General features: G+C 38.2%; 9 protein-coding genes. All 9 read left to right on the top strand.

Translation table 11 applies throughout. The features are described 5' to 3' along the window. Positions 1-19: 19 nt before the first annotated feature. The 9 genes from ABJQ32_01940 to ABJQ32_01900 all read left to right on the top strand — a co-directional run bounded on the left by ABJQ32_01940 (position 20) and on the right by ABJQ32_01900 (position 20,930). Positions 20-766: a cytochrome c oxidase subunit 3 gene (locus ABJQ32_01940; protein ID MEP5288379.1), complete on the top strand. Its 747-nt coding sequence runs from the start codon at positions 20-22 to the stop codon at positions 764-766. A gap of 20 nt (positions 767-786) precedes the next feature. Further along, positions 787-1,116: a cytochrome C oxidase subunit IV family protein gene (locus tag ABJQ32_01935; protein MEP5288378.1), complete on the top strand. Its 330-nt coding sequence runs from the start codon at positions 787-789 to the stop codon at positions 1,114-1,116. A gap of 206 nt (positions 1,117-1,322) precedes the next feature. Continuing rightward, positions 1,323-1,547, top strand: coding sequence for a hypothetical protein (locus ABJQ32_01930; protein ID MEP5288377.1), 225 nt, complete (start codon positions 1,323-1,325; stop codon positions 1,545-1,547). Continuing rightward, entirely contained in the window at positions 1,525-2,106 is a 582-nt protein-coding gene (locus ABJQ32_01925) for a DUF420 domain-containing protein (protein MEP5288376.1), read from the top strand. Before ABJQ32_01930 ends, ABJQ32_01925 begins: the two co-directional genes overlap by 23 nt. 5 nt (positions 2,107-2,111) lie before the next feature. Then, on the top strand, positions 2,112-2,366 hold the full coding sequence (locus ABJQ32_01920; GenBank protein MEP5288375.1) for a hypothetical protein: 255 nt from the start codon (positions 2,112-2,114) through the stop codon (positions 2,364-2,366). Between the two features lie 358 nt (positions 2,367-2,724). Next, complete coding sequence (locus ABJQ32_01915; GenBank protein ID MEP5288374.1) at positions 2,725-6,141, top strand: HAMP domain-containing sensor histidine kinase; 3,417 nt, start codon at positions 2,725-2,727, stop codon at positions 6,139-6,141. Further along, positions 6,095-9,523, top strand: a complete 3,429-nt coding sequence (locus ABJQ32_01910) for a hypothetical protein (GenBank protein ID MEP5288373.1) — start codon at positions 6,095-6,097, stop codon at positions 9,521-9,523. Before ABJQ32_01915 ends, ABJQ32_01910 begins: the two co-directional genes overlap by 47 nt. Positions 9,524-9,797: 274 nt before the next feature. Further along, the gene (locus ABJQ32_01905; protein MEP5288372.1) at positions 9,798-20,498 is read left to right on the top strand and encodes a DUF6443 domain-containing protein; all 10,701 of its coding nucleotides are present in this window, start codon (positions 9,798-9,800) and stop codon (positions 20,496-20,498) included. Continuing rightward, positions 20,499-20,930 carry a hypothetical protein gene (locus ABJQ32_01900; protein ID MEP5288371.1) on the top strand — a complete coding sequence of 144 codons (432 nt, stop codon included), beginning with the start codon at positions 20,499-20,501 and terminating at the stop codon, positions 20,928-20,930. It begins immediately after the preceding gene. The last annotated feature ends 4 nt before the right edge of the window (positions 20,931-20,934 follow it).

Genomic DNA, 20,934 nt, shown 5'->3' with positions numbered 1-20,934 from the left:
CCTACAAAACTGATAAAGTATGGCTAACACGGCTGTAATAGTTGACGAAGAAAAGAAGAACATCTGGGGCGGTGGAGTATCACCGATGAAATCCAGTTATGGAAAGTTGATGATGTGGTTCTTCTTGTTATCTGATGCCTTCACTTTTTCTGCTCTACTAATCACGTATGGCTTAATAAGATTCAGTCATCCAGCTTATGCCGGTACAGTTGCCGACTTTAAATTCTCCCAAGAATACTGGCCAATACCTGAAAAAGTTTTTGAAGCAGTTCCATTCTTACATGGAGTTGAGTTGCCTTTGGTGTTTGTAGGAATTATGACATTTATTTTGATCATTAGTTCTGTTACAATGGTTTTGGCAGTTGAAGCTGGTGAGCGTATGGATAGAAAAGCGGTTGAGAAGTGGATGCTTTGGACGCTTCTTGGTGGTATTACGTTCCTCGGATGTCAAGCATGGGAGTGGAGTCATTTTATCCATGGGGCTGATATGTCCATGAATGAAGTTGGTAATTTTTTCCAAGGAGCAGGACTCTCTTCTAATCAATATGGCCCTCCAAACTTTGCTGCGCTATTCTTCTTTATTACTGGATTTCATGGATTCCACGTTTTTAGTGGAGTCTTAATAAATTTTATCATATTCTATCAAGCGACTGTCGGTATCTTTGAAAAGAGGGGACATTATGAAATGGTGGAAAAAGTTGGTCTATACTGGCACTTTGTCGATTTGGTATGGGTCTTTGTATTTACATTCTTCTATTTAGTATAATCGCATAATTATCAAGTAAAATGGATCAACAAACTCCACAAATTGAAGTAAAGCCTGTAGATAAGGCGAAGGTTAAGAATTTTCTTAAGGTGATGTGGTACTTGGCCTTGATAACTGCAATAGAATTTGGAATTGCTTTTACCGTGCCTCACGAGCATAAATGGATCAGGATAGTTGTTTTTATCGCCTTGACCATTGTAAAAGCGTATTACATAGTGGCGGAATTCATGCACTTAGGCCATGAAAAAAAATCACTTAGGATGTCAATTGTACTTCCCATGCTGTTCGTTGTATTCTTCATCTTCATTATGATTTATCAAGGTGGGGCGATTTTAAATGCGCTTAGCTAGGTCTATTGCAAAGTAAGGGACTCAAAAGATTCTTAATTTTCGTAGTATTTCTGATACCTGTTGCCTGGTATCTATTCTTACAGTTATTCGGGAGTAATAATTTCTCACTGACTTTGCTAGGAGAGGTATCTTCCGCGTGTGGGAATTATTCTGAAATAACAATTGTATCGAAAAACGACTCACTATCCTTAGTTGAAACAAACTATATGAATAGAGTCATTTATGCTACTGATAAACGTGGTGCTAATCTTGTATATGAATCCTCCGATTTTTTTGAATGTATTGATCAACCTAATACCAATTTAATTTTGGTTAATGAAGAAGGACTTTGGGGAGCCTATGATCTAACCAGAGATGGTGTAGATCAGTTATTAACTGAATTGGATATTCTATTGCTGCAAAAGTCATATGGAAAAGGAACGAGCAGATAACAAGACTTACTTAAGAATCATTTATTTGATTTCTATACTTATCCCGCTTGTGGTTGCTTTCTTAATATTTTTTCCCTCTAAATTAGGTATAGCAGGAGATTGGGTTAAAATTTTACCAGCAGTACATGCCACAATTAATTCATTGACCGTCTTTACCTTAGGAGCAGCGCTCGTTTCGGTTAAAAAAGGGAATGTGGGAATGCATAGATCCTTCATGCTTGCTTCATTGTTTCTTGGGATTCTTTTCCTTATTTCCTATATCCTTTATCATTCTAGTGTAGACTCTGTGAAGTTTGGAGATTTGAATTATGATGGAGAATTGAATGAAAGTGAGTTGTTGGAGGTAGGAACCAATCGGGTCGTTTATTTGGTTATTCTAGCAAGTCATATTTTACTTTCTATTTTGGTAGTTCCGTTTGTCTTGTTTGCGTTCTATTTTGCACTCACAGGTCAGATTGCTCGACACAAGAAGATGGTGAAATTTACTTATCCGGTTTGGATGTATGTTTCGATCACAGGAGTGATTGTCTATTTTATGATCAAACCGTATTACTTCTAATAAGGATGAAGAAAATACTCATAGCATTATCTTTCATTTCAGCCCCTTTGATCAATTGGGCTCAATGCGCAATGTGCAGAACTCAAATAAAAAACAATGTAAGTGCTGGAGAAACTTCGATGGCTGAGGGTTTGAATAATGGTATTATGTTTCTATTCTTTACTCCATACATCGTTGTATTCCTTTTGATTTTTCTTTGGTACAGATATAGTAGTAAATCCACAACACGTGTCAGTCTTAACGAGCGTTTTAAAAGCTAAATGTCCCAGATGTAGGGAAGGGGAGGTTTTCACCGATTCAGTTTTGAATCTCAAGAAAATGTCTTCGATGCATGCAAATTGCCCCAATTGTAACCTAAGATATGAAAAGGAACCTGGTAATTTTTATGGAGCGATGTACGTTAGTTATGGATTCTCTACGGCTATATTTCTGATTACCGCATTTATACTTTACTATGTTTTTGATGACCCGGAGCTTAATGTCTATCTCATTTCTATTTTAGTTGTAGCGGCGGTTTTGTTTCCATTCAATTTCCGTTATTCTCGTGTCATATTCCTGTATCTGATTTGGAAGAGCTAGTAGGTCTCTAAAGGCCTGATTATTGTATCTTTCGCTATTGTGAATCACAAACTATCCATTGTTTCTTTAATAGGTGGCATTCTGCTGCTGTTAGGCAATCACTTTATTGTCGACTGGGAAGGTCGTTCACGAGAAAAAGTTGAAACAAACTTTGATGCAATCATTGCTGAACAATATGAAGATCTGAAAGCATGGAGTAGAGGAAACTCCATAAATGATAAATTTAGAAAACGGACAATATGTAAGGGTAGACTTGAAGAATGGAGTGATAATAAACCATTTGTATCCAATCAATTTGATGATTCTATTCGTGTCATTAGCAACGAACTTGGAATTTTTCTGCTTCAGCAATTTGAAAATGAAACATGTACGTATTTATCGTGCTTACAATTGCTAGAGACCTATAGTATAAAAAATCAGTATTTGACCGAAGGGAGAAGCATTGAACTCTCTGAAAGTATTGATTACCTATCAACGAATAGTGGAGAATATGAATACAGAGATTTAATTCACTATAGCATAAATGGTATGCCAGATGGACTGATTGATGCGATCTTATCTATTGTAATTCTATTGGTTCTGCTGATCGAATATTGGAAATATTGTCAGATAAATATTAAATCTTTTTGGATAGCAACAGCTATACTGTTTTTCCTAAGGTACCTAACCCTTGAGTTTGAGGCATTCAGATTTCTTTTTAGGTATGAATTATTTAATCCAATTAAGTACACTTCTTCTATTGTAAACCCTACCCTTGGGGATTTATTTATCAATTGCTTGTTGTTGCTATTGATAATTATTTCTAGTGCAAAGTATGTTTTGATGCTCAAAAGATCTGTTAGAGGAGTTATAGTTATGAGCGCCATCAATACTATTCTTTCGGGGGTTGTGCTCCATGTAGCCTGGAGTATAATTAGTAATTCACAACTTTCTCTCGATGTAGGTCAGTCGATTCAATTTGATTTGCTGAGAATATCAGCCTACGCATGTATTCTACTCGCATGTATTAGTTACTTCTATTTTACCTACCTGACACTGAAATTGATGAGAAGAAGCACACAGGTTAGTCAGACCATCATTGGAGCTTTAATGGCGGCATGTTTGATGGGAATGTTGGATCTTTTGTCTATTACATTTAGTGTTGTTCACATTGCGATTCTTTTGGTATCAACTCGCTATAGATGGGGTAAATCATTTAAAGAATTCACCTATTCAAACCTACTTTTTATCCTCATGGTGAGTTTGGGAATATCTGCTGTTCTAGCTTTTTGCATATACAAATATGAAGAAGGTGCAGAACTGGATTCAAAAAAGAAGTTCGCAAACTATTTATTGCTTAAGCGTGATGTATTGGGTGAATTCTATCTGGATCAAACAATTAAAAAACTTTCTGAAGATGATAACCTGGCCATGGTGGCAAGTGAGAGAAGTAGGTCGGTTTTAGAGGATCGTATTCGAAGCGAGTTTTTGACCCCATACTTTAATAAGTATGACTTGGAGATCGTTTTTCAAGATTATCAAAAACTACAACTGAACACACGATTTACAAGAGAGTACAGTCTACTATCATTAGACAATCAATCTGATTATGAGAATATCTATTTTATAGATGAAGGAACAAACTTCAAGTATATCTGCAAAATCAATGTCGGTGAGCTAGTGGGGTTAATAATTTTGAAAATCAAGAAGAGAGTCCCCTCCAGTGTTTACCCAGCTTTACTGACTGACAATAAATACTTCTCCGTTACAAATGATTTTGATTATGCCGTATTTGCAGGAGACGATATACTATTTCATCGTAGCAAATTCGGACAAGGTGAATGGCCACAAAGGGAAGACTTTGAAATAGAAGCTTTATATATCCGTGGGATTGAAAAAAATGGAAAGCATTACTACGGCGTTAAAACAAATGACGGAAGAACAATCCTAATCATTTCTAAAAAATATGAAGCCAGAGACAGACTCACTAATTTTTCATTTTTCTTCTTGCTACTACTTTTTGCTTTGGGCACTTTTAGCATTGTTAGTTCTATAATAGAATTTGGATTAAAGTTGAATTTCACAAGTAAGATTCAACTTTATCTAAGCATGGCGTTCATGATACCTCTTTTGATTGCGGGATTTGCTCTTCTAAACACGTTGAATACTTCTTATCGTGAAGAAATCAATCGGAGCTATCTAAAGCAGGCACTTTATATTTCTGAGATACTCTCAAATGAGATTGATGAAATTAACAATGAAACGGCTGCAAGAAGACTAGCTGAAATAAGTAGCTATATCCAATCTGACTTAAGTTTCTATAATGAGTCTGGTTATTTAATAGCTACAAGTCAACCTGAGATTTTCAATTTGGATTTACAGAGTAGCCTGATCAATCCATTAGTTTTTGAAGAGTTAATTGCGAAAGAAAACCAAAGCTTTATTGCAGATGAGTCGGTTGGCAATCTGGATTATAAAGTTTGCTATGCTGTAGTAAATACGATAGATAACCAAATTTCTGGCTTTATCGCTATGCCATTTTTCGACTCAAAAAATCACCTCAGGAGACAACAAATAGAGGTATTTGGAAACCTAATAACCATTTTTGGATTTATATTCATAGTAGCAATTGTGTTTGGAAACACAGTACTTAATAATCTTTTGCAGCCACTTAGGATGGTCGCAGACAAAATTAGAAGAATTACTTTGCAGGAAGTAAATAAGCCCATTGAATACGAATCGACTGATGAGATTGGTTCTTTGGTAAAAGACTATAATCAAATGCTGTTGAAGTTAGAAGACAGTAAACTTGCCTTAGCAAAAAGTCAGAAAGAAACGGCTTGGAAAGAAATTGCTAAGCAGGTTGCTCATGAGATCAAGAACCCATTAACTCCCATGCAGCTAAAAATCCAGCAAATGCTTAGAAGGCATCAGTCTGGTTCCAAAGAGCATGAAACGCTTACTTCTCTTCTCACTCAAGTGGATACGTTGAGTCAAATCGCAGAATCATTTTCAGCATTTGCGGAGATGCCAGCACCAGATAATCAATTGTTTGATTGGGGACAGCTGGTCAAGGAAGTTGCAGAACTCTATAGGGCAGAGGGAGTAGATATATCTTTAGAAATGGATGGTGCGCCGAATATTGATGCAGACAAAGATATTTTTAGAAGGATTCTCAATAATATTGTTTTAAATGCTATTCAGTCTGTAAATAAAGATTTGGCGCACATTGAAATTAAACTTCAAACAAAAGCAGGAAAAGGGATACTATCTGTAAAGGATAATGGAAAAGGTGTACCTGAAGAACTTAAGGATAAGATATTCCTGAACTATTTTAGTACTAAAACAACAGGAAGTGGAATAGGGCTTGCTTTGGCAAAAAAAGGAATTGAAAACGCGGGAGGTAACATATGGTTTGAATCTAAACAAGGTGAAGGAACCACGTTCTTTATTTCAATGCCAGTGGCTGATCGTTAGTCTTTTGTTCCTTATTGCAGGGACTTCTTATGCTCAAAACCTGAGGTGTAAGAGAATACCATCGAATAGACCAATTCAACTAGATACACTCCTTATAGAGCCTGGATCTATAGATGTATCATCTGACTTTTTTTGGAATGATTCCACACAAGCTATTATTGTTAATGATGAAAAGGATAGTGTCGAAGTATGCTACCGTGTCATTTCATCAGTATTAACAAAGTCGTATCAAAACAGAAGTTTATCTACTTATGATGATTCTGGAGATCCTCGCATCGTGATTCAAAACAGTCCTCCTATTGAAAAAGAGGAGTTGTTTGAATTTGGGGGAGTTGATAAATATGGAGCAATTACAAGAGGAGTCTCTTTTGGCAATCGTCAAAACCTCTTTGTCAACTCTAGTCTGAACCTTCAGATGGAAGGAAAATTAGATGAGAACCTTAATATATCTGCTGTGATTACAGATCAAAATGTTCCCTATCAACCAGAAGGAAATACGCAGCAGATTAGAGATTTTGACAATGTCTTTATCAAGCTTTACAATGACAAGTTCGATTTGACTGTGGGAGATATTGTTTTAAGACAGCCTGATTATTCGGGGTACTTCTTACGATACCTTAAGAATGTTCAAGGACTACAAGCAAGCTATAGGAGTAGCTCAGATAAGTGGAAATACGAATCAAGAATATCAGGTGCTTTATCAAAAGGGAAGTTCAACTCTGCGATTGTAACTCCAATAGATGGATTATCCGGCCCTTATAAACTTAGAGGTCCCAATGGAGAACGTTTTATTATCGTACTAGCAAATTCAGAAAAGGTATTTGTCGATGGTAAGTTGATGGAGCGTGGATTTGATCGTGACTATGTTATTGATTACAACCTTGGTGAGATTACTTTTAATAATCACATCATCATCACTCAGTTCACCATTATACGAGTTGATTTCGAATATGCAGAGCAATTTTACAGTCGATCCAACTTGTCAGCTTATCAAAGTATATCAAATGAAAAAGTTAAGTTGTTTGCTAACTATTACCGTGAGAAAGACAATCCCAATTCTAGTTTCGGTTTCAATTTGAGTGATGATGATTTAAATCAACTAAGAGGAATAGGAGATAATATTGATCAGGCATTCATCACAGGTTTTGACTCAGTCCGATTTTCGGAGAACAGAATTCTATATATCAAAAAAGATACCGTCGACCTTGATGGCAATACACAATCCATCTTTGAATCATCGAGTAACTCAGATGAAGAATTGTTTAATGCTACTTTTTCAGATGTAGGATTTGGGAATGGAGATTATGTCTTAAGTCAAACGACAGCAAATGGAAGAGTGTATGAATGGGTTTCTCCGCAGGGTAGTGAATCTCAGGGCAACTATGAGCCAGGTGCATTTATTCCACTTCCAAATAGTAGACAGATGATAACACTAGGAGGAGAGGTGAAATTATCAGTATATGAAACAGCTAGTATAGAGGTAGCTTTTTCAGACACAGACAATAATCTTTACTCTACACTTGACGATGGGGATAACATTAGCCGAGCTTATTCTACATCTTTAACTACGCAAGGAAGAGAATCTATTTTTGAAGGATATCAGTGGGTTGGAGGAGTTTCTATGGAATATGACCAATCGAATTTCACTTTTATAGATAGATATAGACCTATCCTCTTTGATCGAGATTGGAATTTTGATCTGAGCAATTCTGAAAGTTCTGAAGATTTATTACTATTTGTTAAAGGAGGAATCAGAAAGGATCAAAACAATCGATTTGAAGCTTCTCTCAATAGAAGAAAGAGGTCTTCTATGATTGACGGCTGGCAACAGCAAGTGGACTTTAATGAAGAATTTGGAGACGTTAGATTAACATCATCGCATTTTAGGCTTTCAAATAATCAACAAGCATCAGAAACCATTTGGATTCGATCAAAGTCTGACCTTAGCTATAGGAAATGGAGAGTGGCGCCAGGTTACATATATGAAATTGATCAAAACAAGGTATCTCTACAAGATAGCGTGATCACATCTTTGATGAACTTTAAATCGCATGAAGTGTATTTGGCTAGTACAGATTCTTCAAAATCTACTTATCGAATAGGCTATAAAATAAGAAGGGATAAATTGCCTGTAGAAGGGGAGTTGAGGGACTATCTACTTTCGAAAAATTTTAATGCTTCTTTTGAATCTAGAGGAGATAAAGGAAGTGTGTCTGGAGATTTTAATTACCGAAAAGTGGATGATAAACTTGGCTTGAATATAGGTCAAGATGAAGTGATAAACGGTCGAGTTAACTGGATTCAATCTTTTTTTAACCGCAACTTGAGATCGAATTTTTCTCTTTCAACTGGTAATAGCCGCGAGTTAAGAAGGGAGTTTATCTATCTACCAGTAAGTACAGGAGAAGGGACGCATACATGGAGGGATACGAATGAAGATGGAATTCAAGACTTGAATGAGTTTTTTGAAGCTATAAATCCAGACGAAAGAAATTTTGTTAAAATATTCACTCCTACAGACGACTATATTACCTCATTTCAAACTTTTTATTTACATACAATTGATGCAAGAATGCCACGGAGTTGGAGCAGTCAAGGAGCGGTTAAAAAATTTGCATCAAGGCTTTCTGCTAACATCAACTTCAATGTCAATTTTAAAACGACTTCTGAGTTGTATCAAAATCGATTAAACCCTTTTGGCTTAAGATTATCCGACGAGGATTTGATTTCTTCTCAGGATGGTAAACGATACACACTGTTTTTTAATCGCAATGGTAGAGGATTTGCAGGTGATTTCACATATCAAGAATCGGACAATAAGCAGTTGCTCGTTCAAGGTTTTGAAACTCGAGAAAAAGATGAGTGGATTGCAAATGCAAAGGTTGATTTGTCAAGTGAATATACGTTTAGACTTACATCAACCATCGGAAGTTTGCTAAATAGATCTGACTTTCTTGATTCAAGAAATTTTGAAATTATCATTGACTCATATCGCCCTCAGCTAATATGGCAGCCTTCTAATGTCATTCGGGTGATTGGCAGTTTTGAAAGAAAGAGTAAAAGAAATCAATTTAGTGAAGCATCTGAAGAATCATCAGTATCTCAAATATATAAGACAGAACTTACTTGGAATCAAGCAGGAAGAGGATCTCTCCGTGGCGCTTTTTCCGTATTGAAGATTGATTTTAATGGAGACCCTGCATCTTATCTGGGATATTTACTCTTAGATGCTCTGCAGCCTGGTACCAACCAAACATGGCAAATAAATTGGCAACAAAAGGTATCTAAGGGAATGCAACTTTCACTTCTCTACAATGGAAGAAAGTCTGAAAATGCTCCATCTATTCATACAGGAAGTGTGCAGGTGACAGCTTTCTTTTAATGGCTCGTTTTTAAGTTCATTCGTCAATCATTAAAAACAGCTTGTCTTTCAGATCATAGCATTCATTCATTGGATTATAGATTTCTTTTATCTATCGGTTTTTCATGTAATCTTCAACAAGTGAGAATTGAATACGCAGCACGGCTTTTTATGAAAATCTGAGTATGAATTTCGTTTTTAATTTTATCATACTTATTTTTAGTGGTGGTAGCCCAGTGATTTATTGCATTAAAGTCATTGAGTTATTAGAAAAATAACCTAACCGATCTCGCCAATGAACCACCAGATATCAGGACCTTTATCTAAGGTAAAGTATGCAATCACTTTTGCATGTTTGATACTAATCGGATTTAATGGATACGCCCAGAGAAGACCAATTATTGGTGATGATGATGATTTTCCTGTCAGTACTTCCGTGACAATTACAGGCTCAGCGAGTGCATCAGTTAATAGTACTAAAACGTATACTGTTAGAGCCAACGGAGGGTTTCATTCCTCTTCTAACTATCAGGTATCCGGTGGTACTATCACTTCACAGAATAAAACATCAGTTTCTGTACGGTGGACATCAGCAGGTTCAGGTCGATGGATACGAGTAAACGCAAATGTTAGTGGACAATTGAGATCAGCAACAAAATATGTCTCTGTCACAGCACCTTTGGCTGGAGGTAATATTTCTGCTTCCACAGCTACTTCCATATGCAGTGGTACCGATCCTGGCACGATCAATAATTCATCCTCTGCATCAGGAGGAAGCGGATCTTTTAGCTATCAATGGCAAATTCTTTCAAGCGGAGGGCCGGGTTTAATTGAAAACGATGGCTTGCCAATAGATGGTGGAGGAGGACAACTCACATGGACAAATGTAAATGGAGCCAGAAGTTCCAGCTATAATCCCCCCAAGCTATACGCAGCTACTTCTTATCGTAGAAGAGTGACCTCAGGTGGGCAAACATCCTACAGCAATACCATTTCTTATAGCATATCCGAAGTTACTGCTGGAAGCATAAGTTATAGCGGAGGTAATGTTAATGCCGGTGGTAATCCAAGTAAAATCACTGGTACTACAGTAAGTGGAGCTAGTTATCAATGGCAAAGAAAGACGACTGGAGGTTATTCGAACATTTCAGGAGCTACAGGTCGAGAATATGATCCAGGAACACAGAATGTAACTACGCGATACCGAAGACGAGTTATTAAATGCGGGCAGACAAAGTACTCGAATGAGATCATGATACGTGTGAATCTGCATGCAGGAGCCATTGCAGTTTCTACAGCCACGACAATTTGCTATAGTGGTAATCCAGGTACGATAAATAATAGTACTTCCCCAAAGGGAGGCACAGGCTCCTTCAGCTATCAGTGGCAACAAAGTGTGTATTCAGGCGGATCTTACGGATCATTTACAAATATTTCTGGAGCAACAAGCTCCACATATAATCCTCCAGCCCTGAATGCTAATCGTAGGTATCGTCGCAGAGTACAATCCGATGGGCAGACGAAGTATACAAGTTACATTACGTACACTGTCAGGTCAAACTTGAATCAAGGTTCTATTTCGTATTTAGGCGGGACGACTATTAGTCCTGGTAGTAATCCTTCCACCATTTCAGGCTCTACACCCGCAGGAGGTACCGGGTCCTATACCTATCAATGGGAGAAGAAAACAACAGGAGGATACTCAAATATTAGTGGAGCTACGGGTAAGAGCTATGACCCAGGTTCTCTAAATGTTACCACTACATTTAGAAGAAGAGTAGCTTCTTGTCAAACGAAATATACGAATGAGATCAAGTTTACGGTTTCATTAACGGGTGGAACGATAACAGCATCAACCGGAACATCTATATGTAGTGGTTCAGATCCTGGAGCAATTAATAACTCTGTATCACCAAAAGGAGGCACAGGATCATATAGTTATCAATGGCAGCAGCTTTCATCGTTGACATTGGATGGACCATCAGGCGGAGAAGAGACAATAGATGGAGGATTGGGAGGTAACGGGTGGACTAATGTTTCAGGAGCTACAGGCAGTACGTATAACCCACCTTCCGTGTCTCAGGCAAAAAGTTACAGACGAAAAGTTACTTCAGGTGGACAGACTGCTTATAGCAATACTGTCTCCTACAGTATTTCAGCAGTAAGCGCTGGAAGTATTAGCTACAGTGGTGGTAATATCAATCATGGGGGTAATCCAAGTAAGATTACTGGTACTACAGTAAGTGGAGCTAGTTATCAATGGCAAAGAAAGACGACTGGAGGTTATTCGAACATTTCAGGAGCTACAGGTCGAGAATATGATCCAGGAACACAGAATGTAACGACACGCTATCGAAGAAGAGTAGTTAAATGTAGCCAGACAAAGTATTCAAATGAGATCACGATACGAGTTAACCTACATGCGGGGGCTATTACTGCATCTACTGCAACAACGATTTGTTATAATGGTAATCCGAGTACGATAAGTAATGGCACATCTCCAAAAGGAGGGACCGGCTCATTCAGTTATCAGTGGCAACATAGAGTTTACAGTAATGGGGCATACGGAGGTTGGTCTAATGTCAGTGGAGCAACAGGATCCGCATACAATCCACCTGCATTGACATCCCATAGAAAATATCGACGTAGAGTTCAATCAGATGGTCAGTCAAAGTATACGGGTGAGATTACTTATACGGTCAGGTCTAACTTGAATCAAGGTTCTATCTCTTATTCTGGAAGTAGAGCAATTAATCCTGGAGGCAATCCATCTACTATTTCAGGCTCAACACCCACAGGAGGTACAGGTTCTTACAGTTATCAATGGGAGAAGAAAACAACAGGAGGATATACAAGTGTTAGTGGAGCTACCGGCAAGAGCTACGACCCAGGCTCTCTGAACGTTACCACCACATATAGAAGAAGAGTAGCTTCTTGCCAAACAAAATACACAAATGAGATCAAGTTTACAGTTAATCTAATTGGTGGTACCGTTACAGCATCTACTGGAACATCCATATGCAGTGGTTCAGATCCAGGAATAATTAATAGTACCGCTTCAGGAGCAGGAGGAGTTGGATCTCATAGCTATCAATGGCAGTACTTAGTAGGAGAGGGCATTGAACCAACAGACCAAACCATTGACCAAATTGATGATGGAGATGGCTTAGGTCCTATAGGTTTTAATTGGCAAAATATAACAGGGGCAACTTCAGCAACATTTAATCCGCCAGCATTAACCACAAATAAAACCTATAGAAGAAAGGTGTCCTCTGGATCAGAAGAAGCTTACAGTAATGTCATTAACTATACGATAGCTGCAGCTGTTAACAAGGGCTCAATTAGCTACAGTGGTAGTGCGGTTAACCCTGGATCTACTCCAACAAAAATTTCAGGGACAAGTGCAACAGGCGGAACTGGAATATCATACAGATGGCAGTGGAAAAGAGGCACAGAAACTTCGTTCACTAATATTCCATCAGATTTAGGGTCCAGCGTAACATCACGAGACTATCAGCCGCAAGGTTTAAATACCAATACCATCTTTAGAAGAAGAGTTTCATCATGTGGACAAAATCACTATACCAATCAGGTTGTAGTTAATGTAAACTTAATTGCAGGATCCATCAGTGGTAATCAAACCATATGCGCTGGTTCTGATCCATCTAATATTTCAAGTTCTTCATTAGCATCTGGAGGAAATGGAAGTTATAACTACAAGTGGGAAAAACGTGAATACAAACCCACTCAGATTTCTCCTATTGATTCAGGTCCTGGAGATCAAGAAATCATCGATGATGGCAATGGAGGCGGAATTGATTCTCCTATTGATACAGAAATAGTATATGTCTGGACAGGTTGGACGGAAACAGCATCTGGAACAAGCCATAATCCAGGTCCGATATCCTATAAAACTGAATATCGTAGAAAAGTGACTTCAAATGGAATATCTAGAAACACATCAACGGTCACAAAAAACGTGTATGATCTCATAGATCCTACCACGATCTCTTACCCAGGAGGATCTATAAACTCGGGCGGGACTCCAGCTAAGATATCAGGAGAAGCTGCAACAGGCGGAACATCGATTAGCTATCAGTGGATAAAAAGAACAACCGGTGGCTATTCCAATATCATTGGAGCAACGAATCGAGAACATCAGCCTGCACCACTCATAAATACAACCACCTTCCAGCGTTTAGCCATAAGTAATTGTGGAGATACAAAAGCATCTAATGAGGTGACTATTACAGTCAACCTTCATCCAGGGACAATAGCTTCGGGAAGTGAAACTATCTGTAGAGCTTCAGATCCGACAGTTATTAACAGCATGTCTCCAGCAAGCGGGGGATTAGGAAATTATAATTATCAATGGCAAGTACGGACTGAGTTAGGGCCAGATTCAGATGGTGGTCCTCAAACGTTGGATGATGGTATAGATGGGGAGTTGACCGGAGATAGCTGGTTTGATATTCCAGGTGAAACAAATGAAACATTTGACCCTTCCATTCTATACACAAATACAACCTATAGACGTAGAGTAAAGGCGGGTAGTGCAGAGGCATTTACGGCTGCTAAAATGTACACAGTTGCAGATCCGCTTGCTGCAGGCTCAATAAACTATTCAGGAGGAGTAGTAAATGCAAATGGAAATCCACCTTCAATTACAGGAACTTCAGCAACAGGGGGCATATCACCAGATTATCAATGGCAAAGGAAGGTTGGCAATGCAGCTAACTTCAGTAATATTTCTGGAGCCACAAACAGAGACTATAATCCACCATCAGGCATACAATTTACAACTGTTTACAAACGAAGAGTTAAATCCTGTGGAGAAACCAAATACACATCACCAGTTACAATCAATGTAAACTTCAGCGCAGGATCTATCAGTGGTAATCAGGTGATTTGTGTTGGTGGTGATCCAGATATAATTTCCAGTACTTCTGCTGCTAAAGGCGGTATGGGTGGTTTTGATTATCAATGGCAGAGAAATGTATATCAACCAGTGGATATTGGACCAATCGAACAAACTGGTGATAGTGAAACGATAGAAGGTGGAGGGAGTACAATTGCGATCGATTCTCCAATAGAATATCAATGGTCAGGGTGGCAGAATATTGCAGGTCAAAAGAGTGTTTCACTCAACCTTTCTACACAGACCTTTGTAACGCAATATAGAAGGAGAGTTGTTTCTGGCGGTGTGACCAAGCAGAGTAACGTGGTGACAATTGATATCGAAGAATTACCTGAGCCAGGCACTATTACATACTCTGGCGGGACAATCACTGCTGGCACCAATGCGGCACAAATTGTAGGTTCTGATGTTACTTCTGTGTTCAATATACAGTACAAATGGATGAAGAAAGTGAACGGCGGATTTGTAGTTGTTCCAAACTCAAATACACGTAACCTGAATCCAGGACAGCTTGACTTTTCAACCACCTATATCCGATTAATTGAAAATGATTGTGGTCAAGTCGTCGAGTCAAATACAGTAAAGGTTCCAGTAAGACTTGTAGCCGGCAATACATCAACCACCAGTTTCAATGTGTGTCATGATTGCGCAAGACCAACTTTAAGCCCTGCAGGTTCAATAGGTGGAAGTGGCCAGTATTCGTACCAATGGCAAATCGAAGGTTCAGTACTTATTGAGAGCAATAATCAAACGATTGAGGATGTGAACCAACTTCCGATTCCCGTTGGAGAAACAGAATTTACTGATATAGGATTTGCTAAGGATGCTGAATATAAACCTGAAATGTTGTGGATTGGAACACGCACTTTTAGAAGAAAAGTAACATCTGATGGACAAGTTTCTTATTCTCAGCCAATATCAATTACTATTTATCCTGCGCTAAACCCTGGAATTATTACATATAACTCAGCCGACCCATGTCAGGGTAACAATGTTGGAACTATTTCTGGAGCAAGCGCTTCTGGAGGAAATGACAATTACGAATTTCAGTGGCAGTATTATAATGGATCTGGATGGATCACATTTAGTAATTCCGATTCAGAGTCTTTCAATCCAGATTTCACTTTGAATTCTGATACAAAATTTAGGAGAAGAGTCAGATCAGCAGGCAGTACATGGAAAAAATCAAATGAGATAACAATATCAATTTATGATATCATAACCAATATTGGCTCTTTAAGTGCAACTACTGATATGATATGCGATGGCTCAATCGTTAATTTTTCTTATTCTCCAGCGGAGAATGTAGATACGGATAAAACAAGGCTCTATGGTAGCAAAGAGGGCGTTGAGAAAGACTTTGGTGTAATCAAATCAGTTTTATCCATCCGAGTAAATCAAGGATATAATTACTATGTCAAATATTTACAACGTTGCACACCAACGAGATACCAATCAAACAACGTTTCTCTCAATTATTTCGAAAACTGTAATCTTCCTCCTTCACTTGATCAAAACTTTGTTCGAGTTGAAGTGCCAAAAGTACCTATTAAGCTAGAGCATGAATTGGGTGCGTTAGGTCCGCAAGATCGATCAGTTACCTATTCCTATAACGATGGATTAGGAAGACCTACCATGACCGTGGCAGTTCAAGCTGGACAAGATTATGAAGATCTCATTCAATTCAATGAATTTGATGATAATGGGAGGATTACGAAAAACTATATGCCTTATTATACCAAGTCTGAAAATCCAGGTGAATTTTTAGAACTTGATCAGAATAAAGGTTTACAAAAAACATTTTATGAAGATTCGAAATATGGAGCTGACTCTTATGCGTACTCCTTAAGCAGTTTTGATGAAAGAGGAAGAGTAATATCTGTGGTTGCTCCTGGCGAAAATTATCAAGGTAAAAGCACTGAAACTTTTACAGATATCTATGATCCTTCGTTATTTGACGAAACGGATGATTCTAAGTTGCTTCATGATTTAGTCGGACATTGGGCTATTCAAGATGGTAAACCTGTGAATGATGGCGCGTATGAAGCAAAAGAGCTTACTGTTTCAATGGTTAAAGACCTTGAGGGTAAACTAACAAGACAAGTAACGGATGGAAGAGGGTTGTCTATCACCTCACAATTATATGATTCAGACTTACAAAAGTGGATAGGGTCATATAATGTATATGACAAATTGGGAAGACTAAGGTTTATCGTTCCACCTGTCATAACTCAAAATCTTAATAATAGAGAACCCATAAGAATTTCAAATGAAGAATTCCAAGAACTTATTTTTGAATACACCTATGATAATAGAGGAAGACTATTCAAAGAACGGGCTCCAGGTTCAGGATGGACTTACTACTTATATGACAAATGGGATAGAGTAGTCCTTAAGCGACATGATGAACAAGTTAAGGTAATTGATGAATCTAGTACTTTACCAGCATGGACTTTTTATAAGTACGATGCTTTAAATAGATTGGTTATTTCTGGCCAATTTGGCACTCAACTTTCACTTAGTGAGCTAAGCGAAAAAGCAAAGACTTCAGGTATTCGATATGAGACAACCTCAGATGGATCAATTGGCTATACTGTTACTCGTTCATTCCCAGAATTTGGGTCTAGAGGTTTAGGGAATAACTATCTTCTTGAGACTATTAACTATTATGATAACTACAATTTCATTACTTCTGGATGGGGGAATAGTGATCTATCCCTAAATGTGCCAGATGATTTTGATGGATTTGGATGGGCACCACCTAACTATACGTTAGTAACGGAAAATTTGGTAATTGAAAATAAAGGACTGATATCAATAGAAGGTGAAGAAGGGCCAACTGGCACTTTGACTGTTAATGGTAAATATGCTACTAGACCCGGAGTAACGGTTACACTTGGCCAAAACGTAGTAGCAGGACCAGAATTTGAAGTCATTGATGCAAACGAACCTTTCACTCAAGTAGTTGATCTTACAACTGGCAGTAAAGTACGAGTTCTCGGAACGGATGATTGGTTACATTCTGTGATCTATTATGATGAAAGAGGAAGAGTGATACAAAGTGTAGGAGAAAACCATAAAGAAGGCGTAGACAGAATTTCTAGTGAAATTGACTGGAAAGGAGAGTTACAAAAAATGTTACTCGAGCATTCAAGCTACGAAGGAGATTCGTTCGATGAAGGAGTTCAGGTGCTTAGTGAGTATCAATACGCTCACAATGGGCAGGTTGAGGAAGTTTATCAAACTATTAATAAAACTAATCAAAATGGGGTAGAAACTGTTAGTGGGGATAGAGTTCTTGTTGCTGACTATAATTATAATGTTCTTGGAGAACTCATAGAGAAAAACCTACACTCTGAAGATGGTGTTAGCTTTCTTCAGTCTGTCGATTACAGCTATAACCTCCAAAGATCATTAACCAAAATCAATGATCCGAATAAGCTGGGAGGTTTAGATAATGACCTCTTCGGAATGAAATATTATTATGAAGAAGGAATCGATGTAGAAGGTGTAAGCGTTGAAGGTAGATACGATGGCATGGTCAGCGCCATTGAATGGAAAGCTTCCAATGCAACACCTACTATAGTGCCTACTGATGGACCGAAGGGCACGAATAAATATGCCATACTGTTTGATTACGATCAAAGAAACAGGTTAAACGCTACTAACTATGCATCGGCACCTACGGGCCAAAGATTAGCTCCTGATAGTGATCAATTTAATATTAGTGTAGATCAATATGATGACAATGGGAACATCATGAAATTAAGTAGGGAGGAAGAAGGGAATAAGATCGATGATCTGACTTACGATTATTATTCCAATTCGAATAAGCTGCGGAGAGTGACAGATGCCGAGGATTCCGAAAAAGGATTTAAGGATAAGCAGTCATCTGCGACCGATTGGGAATATCAATACAATGATATGGGTAATATGACAGCAGACCTTAACAAGGGGATTGCGTCAATTGAGTACAACCACTTACAGCTTGTCACCCAAATTGAGTTTGATGATGAAGTCAAGATTAAATACACCTATGATGCGGTTGGTAACAGACTTTCCAAAGCTGTAATAGATGCTGATGAAAACGAAATTGCTCGTGTAGATTATATGGGACTGATTGAATATTTAGATGATGATATAAATCAAATATTCACAGAAGAAGGTCGAGCCTATGCTCAAAATGGTGAATTCCATTATGAGTATTTCATCAAAGATATTCAGGGTAATAATCGCATGGCGTTCGGTGAGTTGCCTGATCGAAATATCTATACAGCTTCCATGGAAGCTAAGAATAAATCCTATGAAGAAAGTGAATTTGCATTCCCGAATCAGGCGATTCGAACAGATAGGGAAAATCATACGCCTCTTGGAGATAGCAGTATCTATTTAAATGGAACTGTAGGGAATCGAAGATTAGGTTTAGCTAAGGTGCTATCCATTGAGTCGGGAGACGAGGTTGAAATAGAAGCCTGGGCAAAATACACGCCGGCAACTGGATCTGGCCCACCACTTGGTGATATTGTAAACACGGTAATGACTGCATTTGGTGCTGTGCCAAGCGATGGCGGCAGTGGTGAAGCATTATCAAATGCAATAGCAGAGGGTGGACCTGGAGCATATTTACCTATAAGTGATCCAGGCGATCCTAATGATGCTCCGGATGCCTACATCGCTTACTTGTTTTTTAATGAGAACAATGAGTTTGTACCTGCCTATTCCAGTTTTATTCCAGTAGGTGATGATTCATTTGAGCGATTCAGTAAGCTCGAAATGGATTCGAAGATGAGAATAAATCAACAAGGTAGTCTACTGATTTATATGGCTAATGAGACCGATGAAAATCAAGAAGTGTATTTTGACGACTTGAAGATTATTCATAGTTCTGGGGAGCAAAGCTTTAGAGTTTCACAGGTCAATGATTACTATCCGTTTGGAATGGCGACTTCTGCGTCATGGAAAGCCAAAGGCTATATAGACCCGGGACTATTGTATCAAAGCTCTTTCAGCACGCTCGATAGCTTAACTGGTTATTACGATTTCTTGAGTAGAAACTATGATCCGGCATTGGGACGATTCTTTGCAGTGGATCCGGCAGCATCAGTGATGCCGTACAATTCACCATATGCAGGTATGATGAATGCCCCTAATGTCTATGTCGATCCAAATGGTGAGTGTCCTGTTTGTTGGGCTGTTGGTACAGCGATCGTTGGTGCGTTAGTTCCTGCTGCAACACAAGCACTAGTTCAAACTTTAAACGGAGAAGGTTCCTTTAGTGATAATCTCATAAATAATGGGATAAGCTTTGGTGGCGGGTTTACTCCTGGATCTTCTTTTAGTAACGGTGGATATATTGCAGGTGGAACACTTGCAACTGGAGGTCCAGGCTATGGATATAGCGGCTTAGACCTAAATCCAATACCTAATGTATATGAAATGGATGGGTCAATAAGGGATCCTTCTATCTATAGTCCATGGGCAGGTGAATGGGTCTCAGCATCAGAAGTTGTTGCTTGGGATCCAACCAATCAGAGAAGTTCGTATAGACAAGAAGCAGTAGATGCTTTATATCAGTATAATAATGATGAATGGGATTACTCTTCATTTGCTTCCGCAACGGCTTTTAGTCTAATTCTTTTAGGAGATGATGTTACAGGTGTTGGTGTGGTCGATGATGTATTAATACCAGTTGCATATGCTGCTGCTGCAGTTTGGTTTACTTATGAAAACCGTGATTTAATTGCTAAAAAGACGAGGGAAGTAGAGAGAATACTTGCCAAAGCGGCTGGTCCTCCTGGATTTCAATATTCATTAAGAGCTACTGTGCCAGGATATTATCCTGATGTAAGAACTGGCGTTAAATGGCTTGATACTGGAGAAGTTTGGAAATATGGAGAAACTACTCAGGGTATGACTAGATATTCTCAAAGCTATTTAGATGGAATTGGAGCAGGTGTCACCATGGTTCCTGAATTTTTCGGAACTCAAGTGGAAATTAAAGTTGCAGAGAAGACCAAGATATATGGGTATTATTTCAGAAACGGTACCTTGCCTCCAGGTAATAAAATATTTAGATAGATGAAATTTTCCATCACACAAGAGTCGAACTTAGATCAGAGTAAGGTTACTCAAATACATTCAATAGGTATTGAGATTGATAATTATATAAAAAATGAAAATTTTGGATCTTCTATTGAAAAAATCATTATTGGAGTCGTCTGTGTAAAGCCTGAATTTGAACAGTTTTTTAAGGTAAGAAAGCCAAAATATGTAAAGGAGAAGACGGAAACACATAGTGGAACTTCAGTGTCAATTTCCAAGGTCTTTACTTTTGATGTTAAACTTGATTACAATAGTTATTTAGCTCTTGACGGAGATGACTTAAGGAATAGCCTATTAAAAAAAATAATTGAATCATTATCTAATTTGAATAACCTGCCAAAGCAAATAGTAGATTTTAATAAAGTGGATTTTATAGAGAAGTTGAAAGGTTTATCTGGTATTAATTGAAAGA

The organism is Marinobacter alexandrii (assembly GCA_039984955.1).
Taxonomy (GTDB): domain Bacteria; phylum Bacteroidota; class Bacteroidia; order Cytophagales; family Cyclobacteriaceae; genus Ekhidna.
Note: the sequence above shows the minus strand (reverse complement) of the source record. Positions and strands in the feature narration are given on the sequence as shown.